The sequence below is a fragment of the Methanobacterium sp. BRmetb2 genome (assembly GCA_003491285.1).
GTDB lineage: Archaea > Methanobacteriota > Methanobacteria > Methanobacteriales > Methanobacteriaceae > UBA117.
Genome location: CP022705.1, coordinates 1957306 through 1978633, shown reverse-complemented (window position 1 = coordinate 1978633; position 21328 = coordinate 1957306). Strand labels below are relative to the sequence as shown.

Genomic DNA, 21328 nt, shown 5'->3' with positions numbered 1-21328 from the left:
ATCACTAACTCTTATCTCCAATTTAAAATGTCTAATGAGCTTCCTTTTTGGAAAGATGTTTCATCCTTTCTACACCATCTATCTCTTTGATTACTTTGATAACTGATTTTGGAACTAAATCCTGCCAATCTTCCTTTTCAAGTATTCTTCTTCGAACTTCTGTTCCCGAGTAAATTTCACGGTTAAAAAGCGGAGGTTCGGTAACTTCAAAGTCGTCTTCGATAAAAAGCCGTTGAACCAAAGGATTACCTGTGTATACATGGTCAAAAGGAGGAGTTAACATTTTTATGTGTGCTGCCCATACTGAATTGCACTCTATATCCTGTACCGGTATAATATAGTACCTGGAAGCAGATATACCATTTTCACTTAAGGCTTTAGTAAGCATCATAATCCTTTCACCTGCAGTAAAAGGATCTTTAATGGTGTGGCTTAGTTGAGCACTGCCTACACAAATTATTATTTCATTAACCTCTTCTAAAATTCGTTTAATAACCTGAAGATGACCTTTATGAACTGGTTGCATTCTCCCAACTAGTAAACCCCTCATAATATCACCACATATTGTACTATTAATACTATATTCCAAATTTTAATACTGTTATTGTATATTGATGTTTTTAAAGATATTAAACATTCTATATAATATAAACTTATTAAATCTTATTAATTACTATCTGGAAATTTATTAATAGAAAATCTATTATAATGTATTGACAAATTAAATTTAGTATAAAATTCAATAAAAAAAAGTTATTTTTTCACAATTAACGGGGATAGCCAATGATAGAAGTAAAAAATTTATCCAAAACATTTCAAATTAAAAATGGTACAGAGATAAAAGCCTTAGATAATATTAGTTTTAAAGCAGAAGATGGAGAGATTGTTGGAATAATTGGGATGAGTGGTTCAGGAAAAAGCACTCTTTTAAGAATTTTACGAGGTGTGGAATCATTTGATCATGGCGAAATTATTGTAGATGATATCAAATTATCACCAGATTCTACCCCTTACTACTTCACTAAACTAAAAAAAGCAACCGCAATTCACCTACAGCGATCCTTTGGTTTATGGTCAGAAACTGCACTTCAAAATGTTTTAAGAAAGTTAAACGGAACTAAATATGGTGACGAGGCTTTAACTGATTTTGACAATGCTTTCGACGAATTTGGAGAAGAAGCATTAGAAATTTTGAATGTTGTAGGGCTAGGAAATAAAAAAGATCATTTTGCACCAGTATTAAGTGGGGGAGAAAAACAACGCTTAATTATGGCCAGGCAACTTGCAAAAAAACCAAAAATTTTATTATTAGATGAACCTGCAACTATGTCCTGTCCAAAAACTAAACAGGAAATTTTAGATGCAATTAAAAATATCAACAAAAAGTTAGGTGTTACAGTAATACTAGTTTCACATTTGCCGGAAGTTCATGAATATTTAGCTGATAAATTGATTTTAATGGAAAAAGGGAAAATTATCGACGAAGGAAATCCTAAAGAGATAGTTGGAGAATTTTTAAAGGATATTGACAGTAAATATGAAAACGTGGATGATTCCAAGTTAGGTAAACCTGTTATAAAGGTTGAAAATCTTAATCGAAAATTTTTCCTATTAAAAGGAGGAAATGTCCTTCAAATGGAAAATATCAATTTTGAAATAAATAAAGGAGAAATATCATCCATAATAGGACCCAGTGGATCTGGAAAAACGGTTTTACTTAGAATGATTGCTGGTCTAGATTTCCCTGATTCAGGTGAAGTTTATTTCAAGTTAGATGGTGAATGGATTAATATGCATGAGCCTGGACTTTTGAGAATGGCTTTAAGGCGTAAATTAGGATTTATGCATCAGGAATTTTCTCTAGTACATCATTCAACCGTGAAAGAGCAGATAGCCTCACGATTAGGAGTTAAAGGTGAGAATGTTATTGGTGAGGCCCGTAAAAAAGCAGAAGAAATGGGTATAAGTGATATTATTCTGGATGTTCTCTATCAACTCACTGACCTTCCAGAAAATGAAGCAAAATTCCGCTTAGAAAATATTGGACTAGACCCTGAAATTTTACACGAATTATTCCCTAGTTTCCCTGAAAAAGCTGTGAAAGAATATGCCAAACCTATTTTTGAAGCACTGGATTTACCATTGGAAATTCTTGATAGGAAATCTTATGAATTGTCTGGAGGCCAAAAAGTCCGGGCAACTTTAGCATTAGTTTTGACATCAAACCCAGAAGTATTGATACTTGACGAACCCTTTGGGGATCTGGACCCCCTAACTTTAAGAAATGTATCCAATGCCCTCAAGAAGATTAACAAAGAATTCAATACTACTATTATCATGGTAAGCCATCATGTTGATTTTATTGAAGAAGTTTCAACCAGGGCCATTATGATTCGAGATGGTGAATTAGTTATGGATGGTAAACCCGGAAAATTATGTAACGAATTTATTAAAATAAGTGAAGCTAAATACTTAAAAAAAAGACCACTTAAAACAGAATAATTCCAAATTAAAACTCTTAAAGATCAACAACAATAGAATAATATTAAAATTGGTTAAAACATATTATTTAATTAATAGAGTAATATTTAGAGATGTTAAAATGGCATTCAAAAATTTAGATAGTAATAATGCTTATAGAATACTGGCACCCCGACCAACCATTATTGTAACCACAATTAATTCAAAAAATGAAGTTAATGCAGCCCCATTCTCATTTACCATGCCTGTGTCAATGGACCCTCCTTTAATTGCCTTTGCATCAGTACCAAGCCATGATACTTACCGAAATATTTCTGAAATTGAAGAATTTGTAGTTAATATTCCCCACGAAGATATTTTAGAAAAACTGTGGGTTACTGGAGAAAAGTTCCCTTATGGTGTTAATGAAATTGAAGAAGCTGGTTTAACTCAAATCCCATCCGAAAGTGTGGCTCCGCCCAAAATTGAGGAATGTATTGGGCACTTAGAATGTAAAGTGGAGTGGATTAAAGAGGCTGGTGATCACAACTTGATAGTAGGTAGAGTTGTTAGCACCCAAATCAGGAAAAACGCCCTTAAAGATGGTCTTTTGAATGTTGAAAAGATTAAACCCATTCTTCATTTAGGTGGAGTTGATTTTGTAGTTGGAGATCACTTAAGGAAAGTGAAATAATGTTTGAAACAATTTTAGTTCCAACAGATGGCTCAAAATTCGCATCTAAAGCTGAAGATGTGGCTATAGAACTTGCAAAAAAGGTAGACGCCAAAATTGTAGCGGTATATGTAATTGATGAAAAGCTCATTTATCCATACTCTGTTCTAGAAGAAGAGGGGAATAACATCCTTAAAAATGTTAGAGAAAAAGGAGAAAAAGAAGGAGTTCCTGTTGAAGAAATATTGATTGTGGGAAATCCAGTCCATGATATGAATAAGATTGCAAAAAAGTCCAACGCCGATACCATTGTGATTGGAACTCATGGAAGAAGTGGTTTAGAAAAACTTCTAATGGGGAGCGTGGCAGAAAGCACCATAAAATCAACGGATATTCCTGTTCTGCTTGTTAAAAAATAGATAAGGTGAATTTAATCATGAAAAAATTCGATTACTAAAATGCCCTATTTATTTTTTTAATTAATTTTAATTTTTATTAACCCTTTAACTAGATTATAATTAATTTTTTTTATAAAAACTAAGATTTAAAGATTATTTTTTTGATTTTTAACAAATTTATAATAAATTTTAAAATTTAATCAATTTAAATCTTCTTTGAACAATGCAAACATATTTTTTGACCTTAATTAAGTATATTACTAATTTTTATTTAATAAATCCAAGAAATATGATTATAAAAAATTTATTTAACTAAAAAAGAGCAATGCATATATAAATCCTTAAAAAAACAATTATTAAATCAAAAAATAAAAAAAAGGACAAATGTATAAATATTGAAAATCAATATAATATATGAGTTAAATTTTTAATTTTGAAAAAGGGGGAGGTTTAAATGATGGCCTATAAATGCTCAGTGTGTGGTTATATCTATGACCCGGAAAAAGGTGAGGCGAGGTCTGGAATTGAACCTGGAACAAATTTTGAAGATATACCTGACAGTTGGGCATGTCCTCACTGTGGAGCAGGGAAAATTCGTTTCCGGCCGATGAATAAAAGGTGGTAAAACCTAAAAAGGTGAATTTAATGGATCGGTATAAATGTAAAATTTGTGGTTATATCTACGACCCTGAAGTAGGGGATAAACGTTCAGGAATAAAACCAGGAACACCGTTTGAAGAATTGCCAGATGACTGGATATGTCCTTCCTGTGGTGCGCCAAAAAGATCATTTGTAAAAATATAATAGAAAACTACAATAATTAAATAAACTATAAAAATGTGCATGAATAAAGTGTGGAGGTATAAAATGGATAAATATATATGTGAGATGTGTGGATACGTATATGACCCCGAAGAAGGAGATCCTGCCTCAGGAATAGATCCAGGGACTCCTTTCGAGGAACTTCCAGACGACTGGATATGCCCTATTTGCGGTGTAGGTAAAGACCAGTTTAAAAAAGTAGATTAATATTTAAAAGTTAAAATTTCAAAAAGATGGATTAATATGTCTCTAAGGACAATTAAACCAAATATTTATTTTTTAGGATCAGAAGATTGGGATAGAAGATTATTCGATGAATTAATAACTTTGCCCCAAGGTACCAGTTACAATTCTTATCTCGTGGTAGGCAATGAAAAAACAGCATTAATTGATACAGTGGACCCCACTAAAGGCCAAGAATTAATTGATAAACTTAAACAAATTAACGCCGACGTGGATTATATCATAGTTAATCATGCCGAACAGGACCATTCTGGAACACTACCTGAAATAATTCAATTATACCCCCGTGCCCTGGTTGTTACAAACAATAAATGCAAAGAATTACTTAAAAATCTCTTATTAATTCCAGAAGAAAAATTTTACACAGTTGATGATGGAGATACCTTAGCCCTAGGAGGCAAAACATTGGAATTCATTTTCACTCCTTGGGTGCACTGGCCCGAAACCATGGTCACCTATTTAAGGGAAGATAAGTTATTATTTAGCTGTGATTTTTTCGGTTCCCACATGGCAACAAGTGAATTATCCATTGAAGATGAAAATAAGCTATATAGTCCCCTTAAAAGATATTACGCTGAAATAATGATGCCATTTCGCAAAATTATTGCAGGTAATATCAATAAAATTGGTAAAGTGGATATAGACATAATCGCCCCCAGTCACGGCCCACTTCATAAAAATGTAGAATTCGTTTTAGAATTGTATAAAGAATGGATATCCGATAAAACAAATGCTGAGGTAGTTCTTACCTATGTATCTATGCATGGTAGCACGAGGATAATGGTTGATCACCTCATAGAATCGCTTGTGAATAAAGGTATGGTAGTTAAACCTTTTAATTTAGTTAATTCAGATACTGGAGATATAGCTGAAGCATTAGTCGATGCTTCAACCCTAATCATTGCTACCCCCACAGTTTTAACGGGTCCTCATCCCCTAGCAGTTTACTTAGCCTATTTAGCCAATATACTACGGCCTAAAACAAAATATTTATCAATAATTGGGTCATACGGGTGGGGCGGTAGAACCATTGAACAGTTAAAAAATATGATATCCAATCTTAATATTGAAATTATGGAACCAGTTTTAGTTAAGGGACTGCCTAAAGATGAAGATCTTGAAAAAATAGAAAAATTGGCTGATGAAATTGTTTTAAAAAATAGGTCAAATTAATGACCAAAATCAAACAAAAAAGGAGTATTTAGTATGCTTGAAGAAAAAATACAAAATGCATTAAATAGTCAATTAAATGCAGAATTATATTCTGCATATCTGTACATGGCAATGAACGCCTATTTTGAATCCATTGATTTAGGTGGCTTTGCAAACTGGATGAGGATACAAGCCCAAGAGGAAGTTTCCCATGGAATGAAATTTCATGACTACATAATTCAAAGAGGGGGTAGGGTTATTCTGGATGAGATTGAGAAACCTCAAACTGAATGGGAATCTCCACTGGAAGTTTTTGAGCATGTATATGCACACGAACAGAAGGTAACTGGTTTGATAAACGATCTGGTAAATCTGGCAATTGAAGAAAAAGACCATGCCACCAACAATTTTTTACAGTGGTTTGTTGCAGAACAGGTCGAAGAAGAAGAATCTTCCAGCGGAGTACTGCAGAAAATTAAACTTGCAGTTGGTGATTCTGGTAGTCTATTCATGTTAGATAACGAATTAGGTCAAAGAGTATTTAACCCACCTGCTGCAGAATAATTTTTCTTTATTTTTTCATTTTTTCCAAATAATTAAATAAATATAAAAAATAAAAAAGGATAGCGTAGGAAGTTATTTGATAGAAAATGGGGATATATTATGGGAGAAAAAATATACGAATTAAGAAAAATCAAGAAAAAAGGTAGAGGAATGCCATTAATTGGGGACAAATTCCCTAAAGTTGAGGTTCAAACCACCCATGGAATGATGAAATTACCAAAAGAGTTCAAAGGAAAATGGTTTGTACTATTTAGCCACCCTGGAGACTTTACACCAGTTTGTACAACTGAGTTTGTTTCATTCCAGAAGAGATATGATAAATTTCGTGAATTAAACTGTGAACTAATTGGTTTAAGTGTTGATCAAGTATTTTCACATATAAAATGGACTGAATGGATAAAGGACAATTTAGACACTGAAATTACCTTCCCTATAATTGCAGATACTGGTAAGGTAGCAGATATTCTGGGACTTATTCATCCGGCAAAAGGAACAAACACAGTCCGGGCCGTGTTCATAGTTGATCCTGAAGGAATTATACGGGCTATTCTTTATTATCCACAGGAATTAGGCCGTAATATGGATGAAATATTGAGGATGTTAGAAGGATTCAAAACTGTAGAAGAAAAAGGAGTGGCCATACCCGCTAATTGGCCAGAAAATGAACTCATCGGTAAAGGCCTAATAATTCCACCTGCCGCAGATGTTGAAACCGCTAAAAAACGGTGCGAACAATATACCTGCTATGACTGGTGGTTATGTTACAGAACATACTATAAATGGTAATTAAAAAATATAAGGGGGGAAAACAATGGAAAAAAAGTTTTATGAATTACCAAAATTACCATATGACTATACAGATTTAGAACCGTACATCTCAGAAGAACAACTAAAAATACACCACACTATACATCATCAAGGATATGTTAATGGAGCTAATGCCTTACTTGAAAAATTTGACAAAAGGGATCAAGATATAGACTTTGATGTTAAGGCTGTGGCCAAAGAATTGTCCTTCCATGTGGGAGGATTCATGTTACACAAATTATTCTGGGAGAACATGGGGCCGGCCAGCAAATGTGGAGGAGAACCAGAAGGTACTCTTGCTAAGTATATCAAAAAAGACTTTGGAAGTTTTGAAAGATTCAAAAAAGAATTTTCACAGGCTGCTAATAGTACAGAAGGTTCTGGATGGGCCGCATTAACACTATGCAAAGGTACTAATCGACTTTTCATAATGCAAATTGAAAAACACAATGTGAATGTCATTCCAAACTTTAGAATACTCATGGTACTTGATGTTTGGGAACATGCATATTATTTGGATTACAAAAATGTAAGACCTGACTTTGTAGATGCATTCTGGAAAATCGTAAACTGGGATGAGGTAAACAAAAGAACAGAAGTATGGCTTAACTCACCATAGCTAAAAAAAATTTTCTTATTTTTTTAAATCTTTTTTTTAATTTATTATTTAAATAAATTCTATTAAATTGCTTAAATGATATTAATTCTTAAAATTTTTCCTAATTAGAAAAATTTAACTCTAAAAATTAAAGGATTAACTCTTTTATTGAAATTATTTCTTTATTTATTTTTAGTAAATTTATTTAATAATTTAAAAAACTTCATCCTTTTTTAGTAAATTTTATATTAATTCAAGAAATATTTATTAACAAGAATTTTTTGATTAAGTAAACTCATTAATTATTTGTAATAAGGTTGATAAGGGACCTATCAATTTAAATCAATATAAATCAGGTGAAAATATATGATCTGGAATGAAGAAGCAGAATGCATGACCAAGGATGACTTGGAACAATTAAAATTAGAAAGATTACAGGAAATAGTGAAGACAGCCTATGAAAATGTTCCCTATTACCGAAAAAAATTCGATGATGTAAACCTGAAACCAGAGGACATTCAAAGCTTGAAAGACATTGAAAAGCTTCCATTCACAACTAAAAATGATTTAAGAGAAGCCTATCCTTTTGAAATGTTTGCAGTCCCGCGAAAAGATATAATCGAAGTTCATACATCTTCAGGAACAACTGGTAAACCTGTGGTTTCTGGTTATACTAAAAAGGACCTTGATATATGGAGTGAGGTAATGGCTCGTGGTTTAACAATGATGGGTCTTACCCAAGAGGATATTATACAGAATACTCATGGATACGGCCTATTTACAGGAGGATTTGGAGTACATTATGGTGCACAAAAAATAGGGGCCACAGTGATTCCTATATCTACTGGACAAACCAAAAGACAGATTGAAATACTGTGCGATTTTGGATCCACATTGATGATCTTCACCCCGTCATACGGGTTATATTTAGCCGAAGTAGCAATTAGTGAAGGTGTAGATCCTAAAAAATGCAAATTAAAAGCCGTAGGCTTTGGTGCAGAAATGTGGACTGAAGAAATGAGACAGGAAATTGAAAAAAGGTTTGGTGTGCCTGCATTCAATATTTATGGATTGACGGAAATAATGGGGCCTGGTGTTGCCATTGAATGTAACCAAAAAAGTGGACTGCACATATTTGAAGATCATTTTTATCCTGAGATAATTGATCCTGAAACATTAGAACCTCTGTCATCGGGAGAAAAAGGAGAACTGGTCTTAACCACACTAACCCGTGAAGGTATGCCCATAATAAGGTTTAGAACCAAGGATATAACCTCTCTCAAAAATGAAAAATGTGGTTGTGGCAGAACATTTATCAAGATGGAACGTATTACTGGCCGTACTGATGATATGCTTAAGATACGTGGAGTTTCTGTGTTCCCCTCCCAAATTGAAAAAGCTCTTCTAAAAATAGATGGTATAGAACCCCACTACCAGATCATTGTTACCAGACCACATTTAATGGATGAACTTGAAGTAAGGGTCGAAGCATCCCAAAAACTTTTCTCTGATGAAGTTAAAGAATTAATAGGTATTAAAAAGAGCATAGAAAGTTATATTGAAGATGAAATAGGATTAAGAGTTAAGGTTACCTTAGTTGAACCAAAAACTATTCCAAGAAGTGAAGGAAAAGCGGTGCGAGTTATTGATAAAAGGGAAATTTAATTAAAAGAGTTAAATTTAGAAATGATAAATCAAAGGGGTTATGAACATGAAAATAAAACAAATATCAATATTCTTAGAAAATAAGAAAGGAAGATTATGGAAAGCTATAAATGTTCTCGGTGAAGCTGGAATAAATATTAGGGCATTGTCCATTGCAGATACCTCAGATTTTGGTATTTTGAGACTGATTGTTCCTGAACCAGAAACTGCAAGAAAAATACTGGATGAAAACAATTTCATTGTAAAAATGAATGAAGTAGTTGCAGTGGAATTATCAGACCAACCAGGGGGATTAGCTTCAGTTCTTAAAATCCTGAATAACTCTGACATCAACCTGGAATATCTTTATGCATTTGTTGATGAAAAAGAAGAAAAAGCAATTGTACTGCTAAGAACAGAAGATATAAACCAGTTAATAAAAGTATTAAAAGATGGTGGTGCCACTATAGTTCCAGCAAAATACGTTTATAATCTTTAATAATCAAATATCTCAATTTAACTCTATTTTCAACTTTTTAAATATTTTTTATGAAAAAATTAGAATTTAACTTAATTTTCCTGATCCTCTAAAACCACATCATACAATTTATATTCTATTCCATCATCATCTAATTTTCGAATTATGCTCCGGTTCATCTTTCCAACTGTGAAAACTAGTACGTTAAGACCTCTTTTCGAAGCAGCAACAGCAGCATTAGGAGTTGAAAATTCAAAGTCTGGTTTGATATTTAACTTATCAACAACCGCCCTAGAAACTGTACCCATTATTCCTACCTTGTCGAAATCCTTTTTTATGACTTTTTTAAGTTTACTATAATTGATGGATCTTGATCCGCCCTGAGTAATAGTTGGTAATATTAATATGGTAACTTTACCTGGTTTTAGGTCTATGGTCCCCCCAAGTTTTATCAATGCTACGTCTTCTCCTTTAGCTGCATTAGATAGGACTTCAGCATGGGCTGATGAATCGTCTTTACTAGCGTATAAAGTACCTTTATCCATGACCATCCCCACTTTATCGCCAGATTTAAGATCTTCCCTGGCAATGGCTGGCCAGATGGATTTATATGTACTCATTGTATCTAGGACTTCATCTGCAAATCTTTTTAGATCACTGGCTTCCATCTTGACCTTGTCAATACCTCTTTTGGTAATTTTATATTTGGAACGACCCATTTTAGTTTCAACGTATCCCTCATCAGCAAGATTTTTCAAATTTTCAGAAACAGCCTGCACAGTTATTCCTAGTTTTTCTGCAATGTCTTTTTGTCTTAGATGAGGCTCGTTTTTAGCAATTTCTGCAAGTATTTGAAATTGGGTGAGTTCCCCTTTTTTCTTAAAAACATTCATAAATTCACCGCGTTCCCCTACTATCTATAATAATTATATAAAAACTATTTCATTAAACTGATATCAAATAATATATTATTTAGGCTAATCTGCCATTTAATGTTGCATCAAATAATTTGAGAAATTGTTCAGTTTTATCTTCTGGTATGTAAGCACCGCATGCTACTGAATGACCGCCGCCAGTACCTCCAAGTTTTTCAGCAACCTTTTTGATGATATTACCAAAATGTATACCATCATAAGCTAAAAGACGGGAACATCTCAGTGAAACTTTTACCCCGCTTTTTTCGTCTCCAATATCTGTGAATCCTATGATAGGTTTTTTCCAATCCCCATGGCTTAAAATCATTCCAGCAATAGTGCCTACTACTTCTTGTTTTATTTCATTACCATTAAAATATTGAAGATTTTTAAGGTGTATAATTCTATCTTCGCTTTCAACCCATTCTATTTTTTCAGCTAAATATCTCCGGTGTTGATAGGACAAATCCTCCATAGCATCTAACACAATTCCCCTATCACCTTTAAGTACATTTAAAGCAATTTCGGGGTTATTATTTCGGCTGCATGCATTTACTGCAGTTGAAAATTCGGACGCATCTCTAAGGGGGGTGTATTTTTTTTCTTTTAAAAAATCATATGCTTCTCCAGTAATTAATTTAGGAATGTGTTTAACATATTTTTGTGGAACTTCTCTGCTGAGCATTCTCATTAATTCCGAAAATATTTTAGTTTTCTCAACTTGAGTTAAATCACAGAGTGAACGAGTTTTTCTACCATTTTTTCGGGGAATATCTAGGTTCTTTAACATCAAAATACATTCGGTTTTATTATTGGTTATGGGAAGATTTACATCCCCAAAATAAGAAAGAGCAACAAATATAGGTCTGGTTTGACGTCCGTAAATTGAAAGATCATCTGTCAAATCTATGAAACCATAATCGACAGCATCTTTTAATATTAACTTGTTTAAACCAGTTAATTTACCAGATATATTGTTTTGCATGTCACCTACAGCACTTAAAACTCCTATCCAGCTCAAATTTGTAAATTCAAATGTGCGTGCCAGGAGGTAAGACATTCCTCCACCAGATACATCAAAAGAACCATCTATACCATAGTAATGAGGATTAATTTCTAAAAATTCACCATTGAAAGCAGGATTATAACTTAATTTTCGTACTGGAGGGTGATGATCTAATATAAGTATTTTAGAAGTTGAACTGTTCATTTTTTCAAGATTTTTATCTAAATCCTGTCCAGATGCTAGATCAGAGAAAATTGTAAGCTCATTTTTAATTTCAATATCATGAATCTGATCCAGGGTTATGAATTCAATTTCATGTTCTTTATTTAACTCATCTAACATTTCTGAGAGTATGGCCCCTGCAGATATTCCATCACAGTCAATATGACTGTAAATTTTTATGTCCTCTGAATTACTTACCATTTCATTAGCCTTAGAAAAAGCTCTTTTCATTGAATCTGGTAGACTTTCACTCATCACTTAACTCCTTACTGAATTCAAATTATATGATATTTTATAATTACTATTTAAAATATTTAGATTAGCTATATAAATTTTTATTGACTCAATATAAATTAATCAAATAAAAAATGTCAATTAATGAGAAAAATAATAGTATATAATAAATATAATCCTAGAAATCGTATATAAAAATTTTTTTAAAAGTTCCAAAATGAAAATCCTTGGAAAATCATTTTTTAGAACGTGATGTTTTAATAATATTACTTATCTTTTCTAGAATCTCTCTTTTAGGTAACTCTTTATCAACTAAAACTCTCCCTGAAGATTCCCACCAGAATGTAGGGTATGATTTACTCTGTTCAACTTCAGGATTTAATTTGAGTTTTTTGGCTGCATTTGAAATTTCATTAAGTTTGGGAGAGGGCACAGCATATTTTTTTGCAATTTTTCTTCCCTGTTTTTTTGATTTTTCAACATCTATATAAACTGGCCAGATTATGGTTTTTATAAAATCTCCTCCTCAAAAATTTGTGAAAATAATCAATTTAATGATAACCTAGAATTTCTCCATTAATTTGTTTAACATTGATTTAACTGTATATTCATCAGGAGTTATTGGATCAATACCCAGTTCTTTCAGGGGTTTGGCCGTAACCGGACCTATAGCAGCAGTCAAAACATCTTCACTTCTTAAAATTTTTATTAATTCATCCTTTCGGTTATCTTCTGCCATTTCAAAAAAATTATTAACAGTTAAAGGGCTGGTGAAAGTAACCGCATCAATCTTCCCCTCAAAGATCAATTGTATAAGTTTGTGAACTTTATCTTTATTTTTAGGTAGACTGGATTTATATGCATCTGCCAGGAAAACCTTAGCCCCCCTTATCTTTAAACCTTCTGGTAGCACATCCCGGGCTATCATTGTACGGGGAATACCCATATTTTTATCTTTAACTTTTTCATTTTTTAAAGCATCCAGAAGTCCCTCGGCAGTATATTCATCTGGAACAATCTCTGCATTTAAACCGTATTCTGAAAGGAATTTTGCTGTTCTAGGACCAATAACCGCAATTCGACATTTACTACTCAATCTTTCATTTAAGTCTGGGCAATGCTTAAATAAAGAAATAATAGCAGTAGGAGAAGTGAAGATCAACCAATCAAGTTTATCAACCATATTACAGAGATTGATGAGAGAATCTGAATTAGAAATTTTTAGTTCCAGTGTAGGTGCCACAACTGCTGTGCCACCATTTTTTTCAATAAAATCAACGGCTTCCTGGGTTCTTTCTGCAGGACGGGTTATTCCAATTATTTTACCTTGAAATCCATTCATAGCGATGCCTTCTTGTATATATTAACAACATTACCAACAATTACCAGTGCTGGTGGATTTATTTCTTTTTCAGTAATGTCTTCCAGTGTACCCAGTACTACTCTCTCTTGAGGCATGGTTCCATTTTCTATAACACATACTGGAGTGTCAGATTTTTTATATTTCATTATTTCATTGATATTTGCTTTTAAATTTCCCACACCCATTAAAATAATTATAGTATCAGCTGAAAAATCCCATTTAACTTGTTTTTCTTCTTTTGTAGGATCTTCATGTCCAGTTACTATGGTAAAAGATGTTGCTACTGCTCTATGGGTTACAGGTAAACCAGCTGAGGTAGGCACTCCAATAGCAGAGGTAACACCAGGTACAAAATCTACTGCAATACCCTCTTCAAGGAGGGCCAACATTTCTTCTCCCCCTCTTCCAAAAACAAATGGATCTCCACCTTTAAGTCTAACTACCAAGTCATGATTTTTACCTTGTTCTATAAGGATTTGATTGATCTCATCCTGACTTTTATAGTGTTCTCCAGCCTTTTTTCCAACATAAATAAACTTTGCATCCTTTGCATAATCCAGAATTTGTTCGTTGGCTAACCTATCATAAATAACTACATCAGCTTTTTTAAGGATTTTAACTGCTTTTAATGTTATTAGATCAGGATCACCAGGTCCAGCACCAATCAAATATACTACCATGTATTCACCATGTTATAATTTTATCAAAATAGTTGTTTTAATCATTATAAAATTGCTTTGGAATTATTCTAAATAAAAATTTTGGGAATTAAAATTCCAATTATTAACTTCAATAATTAATTATTCCCTTGAAGAAGTTGAGACCATCATCAGAACCTAAAATTGTCTCAGAAGCCCTTTCTGGGTGGGGCATAACTGCACATATAAGGCCTGTTTCATCACAAACACCAGTTATGGCCTCCAGTGATCCATTAGGATTATCAGAAGAAAATTTCAATACAATTTGATCATTATCTTTGAGTTCTTGAATTGTCTTAGTATAATAACGGCCTTCAGCATGTGCAATAGGCATCTTTATAACTTCACCTTTTTTATAAAGATTAGTAAAAGGAGTTCGAGTAGTTTCAACCTTTAAGTCAGTCCATTGACAGATAAATTTTGAATTACTGTTTACAGTAAAAACTCCAGGTACAAGACCTACCTCTGCCAGTATTTGAGCACCATTACATATTCCAAGAACAGGTTTTTCCTCAGCCACTAAAGATTTAATACCTTCAATGACAGGTGTTATAGCGGCTATAGCCCCTGCACGAAGATAATCACCGTAAGAAAATCCTCCCGGAATAACAACTGCGTCAATTCTGGAAAGATCTTTTTGACTCCACCAGATATATTCTGGCTCGCCCCCAGCAAGTTCCAGTGCATGATAAACATCCCGGTCACAGTTGGATCCAGGGAACCTAATGATTCCAACTTTCATCATTTTTCCTCTTCTTTTAGTTCTATTTCATAATCATGTATCACAGGATTACATAAAAGACGTTGACACATGTCATCAACTTCACTTCTTGCAATATCCTCGTTTTGTTCATCTATCTTAAACTTTATAATTTCAACTGTATCTGTACCTTCCACTTCGTAGCCTAAAAGAGCAAGTGCTCTTTGAATGGTAGAAGCTTCTGGGTTTAACATACCTTTTTTTAAGCTAATTTTAACTTCAACATCAAACTTCATCTGACCACCGATACTTAATAATACGTTTAGATCAATTAAATTATTCTAATCCCCATTTATTTCTATCTTCTTCATCTAAAAGCATTAAAGCTACCTTTCTGTATGCTTCAATTACTCCAGATTCACCTTTTCTGAATAAATCCTTATCCAATATGGCACATGTTTCAATATCCCAAAATCTACATGTGTCCGGACTTATTTCATCACCTAATACTATATTTCTATCCTTATCAAACCCAAATTCGATTTTAAAATCAACCAGAGATATTCCTCTCTCTTCCATGAATTTCTTTAGACTATTATTTATTTTTAATGTGATTTCTTTAATCTTCCTGATTTCTTCCCGGTTAACCAGTCCAAGTGCAATTGCAATTTCATCATTCAACATTGGGTCGCCGAATTCATCGCTTTTATAATCTATCTGTATTAATGGAGGAACAAATTCCTGTCCATCTTCAAAAGGGTATCTCCTCAGAAGGCTGCCTGCTGCTTTATTTCGAGCTATGACTTCTAAAGGTATCATTTCTAATCTATGAGAAAGCATGTATCTTGGTTTGGAAAGTTCAATGTACTGTGTTCTAATACCCTCAGCTTTTAATACCTGGAAAAGTTTAGCAGAAATTAGAGAATTATAATAACCTTTCATCTCTATATTATCTTTCTTTTCACCGTCTCCTGCAGTAATGTCATCCCTAAATTTTACAATGACTTTATCTGGATCATCGGTTTCATATACATCCTTTGCTTTACCAGTGTATAACAGTCTTCCAATTTTTTTGCTCATGTTATCTCCATTTTTTATTTATGCTCAAACGCTTATATAGATGTAAATTCAATTACTGATATATAATTTGAATTAGATTAAAGATGTGATTAAATATATTTAATTAATTAATAAGTTTATAAAATGTATTGATTTTTACTAATCAATATATCTTACACCGTACAAGGTGAAATCATGTGTGGAATAGTAGGATGTATATTGAATAACAAAAAAGCCGCCCCTGTGCTCCTAGAATGTGTTAAAAGGCTGGAGTATAGAGGTTATGATTCTGTGGGTATTGCAACACCCTACAATAAAATAGAACTTAAAAAAGACAAAGGTAAAATTGACTATGTTGATCGAGAATTAAATTTGGGAGATCTGCCGGGGACTATGGGCATAGCCCATGTAAGATGGGCCACCCATGGAATTCCTACCCGTGAAAACTCTCATCCTCATACAGATTGTAAAAACAGAATTTCCGTTGTACATAACGGGATAATCGAAAATTACAAAGAATTAAAGGATATGCTAATACAGGAAGGACACGTATTTAAATCTGAAACTGATACTGAGGTTATTCCCCATTTAATAGAGAAATATATGGATCAAGGACATGATCTTGAAGAATCAATTAGAATGGCTACCAACGACCTGCAAGGTAGTTATGCCCTAGCAGTTTTTTCCTTAGATGAACCAGGAAAAATAATTGGTATCTTAAAAGACAGCCCACTTATAGCTGGAAAAAATGAGTCTGAATATTTCCTGGCTTCAGATGTTCCAGCCATATTGAAACATACCAATAACATCATATATCTTAAAGATAACGAACTTATTATTTTAGATAAAGATAAGGGAGTTACTGTAAAGGATATAAATGGAAATGTGGTAAAAAAAGAAGTGCACATCATCGATTGGACCCCTGAAATGGCTGAAAAAGGTGGTTACGATCATTTCATGCTTAAAGAAATCCATGAACAGCCCAAAGCAGTTAAAGATACACTAATGGAAGCAGATGAAATAAAAAAGGTTGTGCAGGATATTCCATCTATTAAGCGAATATGTTTTGTTGCCTGTGGAACTTCATATCACGCCTCTTTAATTGGGAAATATCTATTTGAAAGTTTAATGGACATTCCAATTGATGTGGTACTGGCTTCAGAGTTTGAATACTCAGCTAATACTCTGGATAATGATACCTTAGTCATCCTCATAACTCAATCTGGTGAAACTGCGGATACTTTAAAATCTCTTCGAATTGCCAATAAAAAAGCAGAGACATTGGCCATAGTTAATGTGTTAGGAAGCAGGGCAACCCGTGAAGCAAAACACGTGATTTATACCCGTGCCGGCCCTGAAATTGGGGTGGCGGCCACAAAAACATATGTAAGTCAATTGGCATGCATTTATGTTTTAGCAATTTACATGAGCCAAAAGGAAGAGTTGTTAGAAAATGTGAATAAAATTCCAGTTTATATGGAAAATATTCTTAAAAAAGAAGATTTAATTATTTCTATTGCTCAAAAATATAAAAATGTCCATGACTTCTTCTTTATTGGCCGAGGATTTTCATTTCCTACTGCCATGGAAGGAGCATTAAAACTAAAAGAAATTACATATATCCATGCTGAAGGTTACGCTGCTGGCGAACTGAAACACGGCCCATTAGCCCTTATTGATGATGAAGTTCCGGTGGTGGCTGTAGTACCTCCTGGAAAGAGTCACGACAAGACTTTAAGTAATGTGGAAGAAGTTAGGGCCAGGGGAGCCCATGTAATAGGTTTGGGATCACAAGAGGATGATGTATTAAAATCTGAGACCAAAGATTTAATCGGATTTGATGATGAAATTGACGAGATTTTCTCAGCAATACCTTACATTATTCCCCTTCAACTTTTATCTTACTATATTAGTGTGGCTAAAGGTATTGATCCAGATAAACCAAAGAATCTGGCCAAGTGCGTTACTGTAGAATAATCCTATTCTCTAATTTTTTTAATCTAAATAAATTCCGGATCCTACCAGATAGGTTTGGTTTCCATATACTGCCTTTTTGATGAAGGTAATTTTGGTGGACGGAGTAGTTTCTCCTGGTTTGGGCCATATATATTCAACCCACCCTTCTCCTTTTTGTGCAGTTTCAATAAAAAGTTTTCCAATTGGCTTATCTGCATAATCTTTAAGGTCCGTCATGTTCTTATTAACGCCTGCTGGATCTGGAGGATAAACAACCCTTATACCGTTCAACTGCCAGATAAATATGTATTCGTCCCCTTTAAACCATTTATCTGTATAAAATTCTGGAAAAGATGCTTCACCTTTTGTTTCAACTAATTTTACGGCTGCGTTTACATTAGAAACAAGATCATTCTTTTTAGAATTGTTCAGTGCTTCTTGGTAGAAAAAACCTGAAAAAACAACAATTAAGATAATTATCAAAAGAGATAAATTTATTTTGTTCATATTAATCTCCCCAATAGTTTTAAAGTTAATATATAATCTATTAACCTATAGAATTTATATTTATTTTCTTTCAAAAATAATTTTAAATCTGTTAATAAATCAATAACCAATAACTAAAACAGAATTAAATAAAAAATGAGTAATTTGGAATTACCATACATATTTAAATATTTATGTGAGTTAGGGAGTTATTTATTTAATTTATGGGATAGATTCGTATAAATTAAATAACTCAATACAATTATTTATTATATTTTGACCATGGCTATAGCTGCAGCTTTGAATCCTATATAAACTTTTTTACCTAAATTTAAATCCAATTGTTCCAGAATATATTTAGTTACATCGCAAAAAAGATTAGTATCGCCCAGATCCACAGTTAACCTAACCAAATGATCCTTCAATTTCATGCTTGTTATTTTTCCTTCAAAAACATTCCGGACATTTGATTCATGGGGTTCTAACATCACAAATATATCTTCTGGACTTATTAAAACTAAAACTTTATCTCCGATGTTAAAATTTCCTCGTAGTGGAAGAATAACTTTATTTTTGTTTAAATAAATGTTAACAATTTTATTTTCCACATTAATATCTACTATTTCACCTTCAATCTCATTTACATCTGCATGCATCTTTAAAATACTATCAACTTTTCTATATTCTTTTAATATCTGTTTACCTGTCTCTGTTAATCTACTTTCCCCACCACCACCTTTTCCTCCTCTTTTAGTGAAAACAATTGATTTATTTAGGTCAGTTTCTAAGTTCCCTATGTACTTATGGGCACTACGGTAAGGTATATTGACCTGCTTTGAAGCTTGCATTATGGAGCCACATTCATCGATGTATTTTAAAAGCTCAAACTTTCTTTTATCCAATAATATTATCTTTTCGTATAGTTTTAACCTATATTGTGGTTCATTTTTTGTCCTATCCATTTAATGCCTCCACCAGATTATTTTTTCGTTACTCCACAATCTCTTATCAGAAGAACATTTAGAAGAATTAGCTAAAAGTGTTAATATCCTTGGAGAATTACCCATATAATATATTGCAATTTGATATAGTATTATAATCACGATATTAAATAATATTTGTGTATATTAGTTTTATAACTTTACCCATTAAACAGCTAACTACAAACTGGATGAAATCAGTTTTATGAGTTCCAAATTTAGATAGCTGATTATATCATTTTTTTAACTATATGCCCATAATATTTTATTTAATTTACGTTTTTACAAAAAAATTAAAAATACATATCAAAAAAACTTAAAATAACTAGTTAAAAATCCATATTTATAAAGTAACATAGTCTAATATTGTATATCAGTATTTTAATAAGAGAAAAAAATAAGTATCTTAAATTAGATTCATAAAATTAAGAGTGAATGATTGAAATAGAGAAATAAAAGGGAAACTTCAATCAATCAAGCTACTTAACTTATTTTGCCATGATTTGGAGCGAATATTTTCTAAGTTAAGCTTATCCCTTTTTATGCTGATGCAGTTTTGTGGACATACTTTAGTGCAGGCACCGCAGAGGATACAAAATTTGTTTTCAATAGATGATTTATCATCAACAATGCTGGCTGCATTACAGGGACACACATCCACACAGGCGTGGCATGATTCACCTTTACATTCTGTGGTGTCCAGTAAAATTTCTCCTTCAAAGGGTTTTATGACTTTAACTGCGTCCACCGGACAGATATCCTGACACCAACCACAATTAATGCATGAATCTTCTTGTAAGATGGTTGTTCCCTTGATTTTTGCATCTTCTGGATCTAACTGGTATTCACCACAAGAACATGAGGTACATGTAGCTTTAATGGCGTCAACTGGACAAGCTTGTTTACACACCATACAGTAAACACATTTATCTTCATCCACTGTAATGTCACGATCTAGGGGTGTTTTTCTGCTGATGGATATGGCCTGGGGTGGACACATCTCCTCGCATATTCCACAGTAGATGCATTCATCTTTGTTTATTTCGATTTCGCCCGTCACAAGTTTAGAACGTTTGGGTAACTCTCTTTTAACAGTTATTGCATTTTGAGGGCATGTAATTTCACATGCCTTACAATATAAGCACTTTTCGTTGTCAATGGTTGCAGTGTGTTTCCATTGAGGGTATGCATCAATATCTTTGATGCTTGTATCATTTATTTTGAATTCAAATGCTTCAAAAGGACATGCAGAAGCACATAAACCGCACAAAACGCAGTTATCTTTATTTACATTGACATAGTCCATATCAACTAATCCTCTAGCTATGGGTAACACAGGACCAAGCCTTAAGGATTCTGTAGGACATATATCTGTACATATACCACAGCCTACGCATTTATCGCTGATATAATCCAGGGAACGTTTTTCGTTCCCATCTCTTTCTACAGTACTCATTATTATTCCCCACATTAGATTTAAACCTTTGATATGGCCTGGTTAGGGCAGTTAGTGATGCATAAGTCACAGTCATCACATTTATCAGGATATAAAACCAGTTCTCCCTCTTCATCTACTAATGCACCCTGTTCACAGAGTTTGATGCACAGACCTTCGCCTGGGCAGTCTTTGATTTTTCCACATTTTTCCATATCTATTTCTACTGGCATGATTACCACCATCAGTTCCATATGTTAATACTATACTTATACGATATGAATATATAAACATATCGAATTATACACAATTTTTTTTAAGAGTCTAATGATGTTTTAAAAACATGGAATAACGAAAATTAGTGGTTAATTATCGAAATGTCTATTAATTATTATGGGTTGTTGATAATTAAAAAATTGAGTTAAACGATTATTTA

Annotated in this window: 26 protein-coding genes; 13 read left to right on the top strand and 13 right to left on the bottom strand. The window is 33.1% G+C overall.

The features are described 5' to 3' along the window. Positions 1-31 precede the first annotated feature (31 nt). Positions 32-550 (bottom strand): nicotinamide-nucleotide adenylyltransferase, encoded by a 519-nt coding sequence (locus tag CIT01_09935; GenBank protein ID AXV38502.1) that lies wholly within the window; start codon positions 548-550, stop codon positions 32-34. A 233-nt stretch (positions 551-783) separates the two neighbouring features. Here CIT01_09935 and CIT01_09930 point away from each other — a divergent pair, with 233 nt between their 5' ends. The 12 genes from CIT01_09930 to CIT01_09875 all read left to right on the top strand — a co-directional run bounded on the left by CIT01_09930 (position 784) and on the right by CIT01_09875 (position 9860). Next, positions 784-2502: an ABC transporter ATP-binding protein gene (locus CIT01_09930; protein AXV38501.1), complete on the top strand. Its 1719-nt coding sequence runs from the start codon at positions 784-786 to the stop codon at positions 2500-2502. Between the two features lie 100 nt (positions 2503-2602). Further along, on the top strand, positions 2603-3154 hold the full coding sequence (locus tag CIT01_09925; GenBank protein AXV38500.1) for a hypothetical protein: 552 nt from the start codon (positions 2603-2605) through the stop codon (positions 3152-3154). Next, positions 3154-3552 (top strand): universal stress protein UspA, encoded by a 399-nt coding sequence (locus CIT01_09920; GenBank protein ID AXV38499.1) that lies wholly within the window; start codon positions 3154-3156, stop codon positions 3550-3552. The genes CIT01_09925 and CIT01_09920 overlap by 1 nt, the downstream gene beginning before the upstream one ends. 433 nt (positions 3553-3985) lie before the next feature. Then, complete coding sequence (locus CIT01_09915) at positions 3986-4156, top strand: rubredoxin (GenBank protein ID AXV38498.1); 171 nt, start codon at positions 3986-3988, stop codon at positions 4154-4156. Between the two features lie 20 nt (positions 4157-4176). Further along, positions 4177-4335 carry a rubredoxin gene (locus tag CIT01_09910; GenBank protein ID AXV38497.1) on the top strand — a complete coding sequence of 53 codons (159 nt, stop codon included), beginning with the start codon at positions 4177-4179 and terminating at the stop codon, positions 4333-4335. A 63-nt stretch (positions 4336-4398) separates the two neighbouring features. Then, positions 4399-4560, top strand: a complete 162-nt coding sequence (locus tag CIT01_09905) for a rubredoxin (protein AXV38496.1) — start codon at positions 4399-4401, stop codon at positions 4558-4560. 36 nt (positions 4561-4596) lie between these two features. Continuing rightward, complete coding sequence (locus CIT01_09900) at positions 4597-5769, top strand: MBL fold hydrolase (GenBank protein AXV38495.1); 1173 nt, start codon at positions 4597-4599, stop codon at positions 5767-5769. 33 nt (positions 5770-5802) lie between these two features. After that, complete coding sequence (locus CIT01_09895; GenBank protein AXV38494.1) at positions 5803-6312, top strand: ferritin; 510 nt, start codon at positions 5803-5805, stop codon at positions 6310-6312. 99 nt (positions 6313-6411) lie between these two features. Further along, positions 6412-7098 carry a peroxiredoxin gene (locus CIT01_09890; GenBank protein AXV38493.1) on the top strand — a complete coding sequence of 229 codons (687 nt, stop codon included), beginning with the start codon at positions 6412-6414 and terminating at the stop codon, positions 7096-7098. Between the two features lie 25 nt (positions 7099-7123). Further along, positions 7124-7738: a superoxide dismutase gene (locus CIT01_09885; protein ID AXV38492.1), complete on the top strand. Its 615-nt coding sequence runs from the start codon at positions 7124-7126 to the stop codon at positions 7736-7738. A 345-nt stretch (positions 7739-8083) separates the two neighbouring features. Further along, the gene (locus CIT01_09880) at positions 8084-9382 is read left to right on the top strand and encodes a phenylacetate--CoA ligase (protein AXV38491.1); all 1299 of its coding nucleotides are present in this window, start codon (positions 8084-8086) and stop codon (positions 9380-9382) included. A gap of 46 nt (positions 9383-9428) precedes the next feature. Further along, on the top strand, positions 9429-9860 hold the full coding sequence (locus tag CIT01_09875) for an acetolactate synthase (GenBank protein AXV38490.1): 432 nt from the start codon (positions 9429-9431) through the stop codon (positions 9858-9860). 71 nt (positions 9861-9931) lie between these two features. Here CIT01_09875 and CIT01_09870 read toward each other — a convergent pair whose 3' ends face one another. The 8 genes from CIT01_09870 to CIT01_09835 form a co-directional block, all read right to left on the bottom strand. Beyond that, a complete protein-coding gene (locus CIT01_09870; protein ID AXV38489.1) occupies positions 9932-10732 on the bottom strand; it encodes a transcriptional regulator in 801 nt (266 codons plus the stop codon). A 79-nt stretch (positions 10733-10811) separates the two neighbouring features. Further along, the gene (locus tag CIT01_09865; GenBank protein ID AXV38488.1) at positions 10812-12236 is read right to left on the bottom strand and encodes a single-stranded DNA-binding protein; all 1425 of its coding nucleotides are present in this window, start codon (positions 12234-12236) and stop codon (positions 10812-10814) included. Positions 12237-12450: 214 nt separating this feature from the next. Then, positions 12451-12729 carry a signal recognition particle protein Srp19 gene (locus CIT01_09860; protein AXV38487.1) on the bottom strand — a complete coding sequence of 93 codons (279 nt, stop codon included), beginning with the start codon at positions 12727-12729 and terminating at the stop codon, positions 12451-12453. Between the two features lie 48 nt (positions 12730-12777). Next, positions 12778-13557, bottom strand: coding sequence for a uroporphyrinogen-III synthase (locus tag CIT01_09855; protein ID AXV38486.1), 780 nt, complete (start codon positions 13555-13557; stop codon positions 12778-12780). Further along, positions 13554-14258 carry a uroporphyrinogen-III C-methyltransferase gene (gene cobA / locus CIT01_09850; protein AXV38485.1) on the bottom strand — a complete coding sequence of 235 codons (705 nt, stop codon included), beginning with the start codon at positions 14256-14258 and terminating at the stop codon, positions 13554-13556. Before cobA ends, CIT01_09855 begins: the two co-directional genes overlap by 4 nt. 109 nt (positions 14259-14367) lie before the next feature. Next, positions 14368-15018: a phosphoribosylformylglycinamidine synthase I gene (locus CIT01_09845; protein ID AXV38484.1), complete on the bottom strand. Its 651-nt coding sequence runs from the start codon at positions 15016-15018 to the stop codon at positions 14368-14370. Beyond that, positions 15018-15272 (bottom strand): phosphoribosylformylglycinamidine synthase, encoded by a 255-nt coding sequence (locus tag CIT01_09840; protein AXV38483.1) that lies wholly within the window; start codon positions 15270-15272, stop codon positions 15018-15020. Before CIT01_09840 ends, CIT01_09845 begins: the two co-directional genes overlap by 1 nt. Positions 15273-15312: 40 nt before the next feature. Further along, positions 15313-16056 carry a phosphoribosylaminoimidazolesuccinocarboxamide synthase gene (locus CIT01_09835; GenBank protein AXV38482.1) on the bottom strand — a complete coding sequence of 248 codons (744 nt, stop codon included), beginning with the start codon at positions 16054-16056 and terminating at the stop codon, positions 15313-15315. A 174-nt stretch (positions 16057-16230) separates the two neighbouring features. Between CIT01_09835 and glmS the strand changes: the two genes are divergently transcribed. Continuing rightward, on the top strand, positions 16231-18012 hold the full coding sequence (gene glmS / locus CIT01_09830; GenBank protein AXV38481.1) for a glutamine--fructose-6-phosphate transaminase (isomerizing): 1782 nt from the start codon (positions 16231-16233) through the stop codon (positions 18010-18012). An 18-nt stretch (positions 18013-18030) separates the two neighbouring features. Here glmS and CIT01_09825 read toward each other — a convergent pair whose 3' ends face one another. The 4 genes from CIT01_09825 to CIT01_09810 form a co-directional block, all read right to left on the bottom strand. Continuing rightward, entirely contained in the window at positions 18031-18498 is a 468-nt protein-coding gene (locus CIT01_09825) for a hypothetical protein (protein AXV38480.1), read from the bottom strand. A gap of 248 nt (positions 18499-18746) precedes the next feature. Further along, positions 18747-19439: a transcriptional regulator gene (locus CIT01_09820; protein AXV38479.1), complete on the bottom strand. Its 693-nt coding sequence runs from the start codon at positions 19437-19439 to the stop codon at positions 18747-18749. Between the two features lie 484 nt (positions 19440-19923). Further along, the gene (locus CIT01_09815; protein AXV38478.1) at positions 19924-20913 is read right to left on the bottom strand and encodes a ferredoxin; all 990 of its coding nucleotides are present in this window, start codon (positions 20911-20913) and stop codon (positions 19924-19926) included. Positions 20914-20933: 20 nt separating this feature from the next. Beyond that, positions 20934-21125 carry a ferredoxin gene (locus CIT01_09810; GenBank protein ID AXV38477.1) on the bottom strand — a complete coding sequence of 64 codons (192 nt, stop codon included), beginning with the start codon at positions 21123-21125 and terminating at the stop codon, positions 20934-20936. Positions 21126-21328 lie beyond the last annotated feature (203 nt).

What these genes read in the sequence shown, in the direction of transcription:
- CIT01_09935 (AXV38502.1), bottom strand. Translation starts at nt 550, where the DNA reads ATGAGGGGTTTACTAGTTGGGAGAATGCAACCAGTTCATAAAGGTCAT.
- CIT01_09930 (AXV38501.1), top strand. Translation starts at nt 784, where the DNA reads ATGATAGAAGTAAAAAATTTATCCAAAACATTTCAAATTAAAAATGGT.
- CIT01_09925 (AXV38500.1), top strand. Translation starts at nt 2,603, where the DNA reads ATGGCATTCAAAAATTTAGATAGTAATAATGCTTATAGAATACTGGCA.
- CIT01_09920 (AXV38499.1), top strand. Translation starts at nt 3,154, where the DNA reads ATGTTTGAAACAATTTTAGTTCCAACAGATGGCTCAAAATTCGCATCT.
- CIT01_09915 (AXV38498.1), top strand. Translation starts at nt 3,986, where the DNA reads ATGATGGCCTATAAATGCTCAGTGTGTGGTTATATCTATGACCCGGAA.
- CIT01_09910 (AXV38497.1), top strand. Translation starts at nt 4,177, where the DNA reads ATGGATCGGTATAAATGTAAAATTTGTGGTTATATCTACGACCCTGAA.
- CIT01_09905 (AXV38496.1), top strand. Translation starts at nt 4,399, where the DNA reads ATGGATAAATATATATGTGAGATGTGTGGATACGTATATGACCCCGAA.
- CIT01_09900 (AXV38495.1), top strand. Translation starts at nt 4,597, where the DNA reads ATGTCTCTAAGGACAATTAAACCAAATATTTATTTTTTAGGATCAGAA.
- CIT01_09895 (AXV38494.1), top strand. Translation starts at nt 5,803, where the DNA reads ATGCTTGAAGAAAAAATACAAAATGCATTAAATAGTCAATTAAATGCA.
- CIT01_09890 (AXV38493.1), top strand. Translation starts at nt 6,412, where the DNA reads ATGGGAGAAAAAATATACGAATTAAGAAAAATCAAGAAAAAAGGTAGA.
- CIT01_09885 (AXV38492.1), top strand. Translation starts at nt 7,124, where the DNA reads ATGGAAAAAAAGTTTTATGAATTACCAAAATTACCATATGACTATACA.
- CIT01_09880 (AXV38491.1), top strand. Translation starts at nt 8,084, where the DNA reads ATGATCTGGAATGAAGAAGCAGAATGCATGACCAAGGATGACTTGGAA.
- CIT01_09875 (AXV38490.1), top strand. Translation starts at nt 9,429, where the DNA reads ATGAAAATAAAACAAATATCAATATTCTTAGAAAATAAGAAAGGAAGA.
- CIT01_09870 (AXV38489.1), bottom strand. Translation starts at nt 10,732, where the DNA reads ATGAATGTTTTTAAGAAAAAAGGGGAACTCACCCAATTTCAAATACTT.
- CIT01_09865 (AXV38488.1), bottom strand. Translation starts at nt 12,236, where the DNA reads ATGAGTGAAAGTCTACCAGATTCAATGAAAAGAGCTTTTTCTAAGGCT.
- CIT01_09855 (AXV38486.1), bottom strand. Translation starts at nt 13,557, where the DNA reads ATGAATGGATTTCAAGGTAAAATAATTGGAATAACCCGTCCTGCAGAA.
- cobA (AXV38485.1), bottom strand. Translation starts at nt 14,258, where the DNA reads ATGGTAGTATATTTGATTGGTGCTGGACCTGGTGATCCTGATCTAATA.
- CIT01_09845 (AXV38484.1), bottom strand. Translation starts at nt 15,018, where the DNA reads ATGAAAGTTGGAATCATTAGGTTCCCTGGATCCAACTGTGACCGGGAT.
- CIT01_09840 (AXV38483.1), bottom strand. Translation starts at nt 15,272, where the DNA reads ATGAAGTTTGATGTTGAAGTTAAAATTAGCTTAAAAAAAGGTATGTTA.
- CIT01_09835 (AXV38482.1), bottom strand. Translation starts at nt 16,056, where the DNA reads ATGAGCAAAAAAATTGGAAGACTGTTATACACTGGTAAAGCAAAGGAT.
- glmS (AXV38481.1), top strand. Translation starts at nt 16,231, where the DNA reads ATGTGTGGAATAGTAGGATGTATATTGAATAACAAAAAAGCCGCCCCT.
- CIT01_09825 (AXV38480.1), bottom strand. Translation starts at nt 18,498, where the DNA reads ATGAACAAAATAAATTTATCTCTTTTGATAATTATCTTAATTGTTGTT.
- CIT01_09820 (AXV38479.1), bottom strand. Translation starts at nt 19,439, where the DNA reads ATGGATAGGACAAAAAATGAACCACAATATAGGTTAAAACTATACGAA.
- CIT01_09815 (AXV38478.1), bottom strand. Translation starts at nt 20,913, where the DNA reads ATGAGTACTGTAGAAAGAGATGGGAACGAAAAACGTTCCCTGGATTAT.
- CIT01_09810 (AXV38477.1), bottom strand. Translation starts at nt 21,125, where the DNA reads ATGCCAGTAGAAATAGATATGGAAAAATGTGGAAAAATCAAAGACTGC.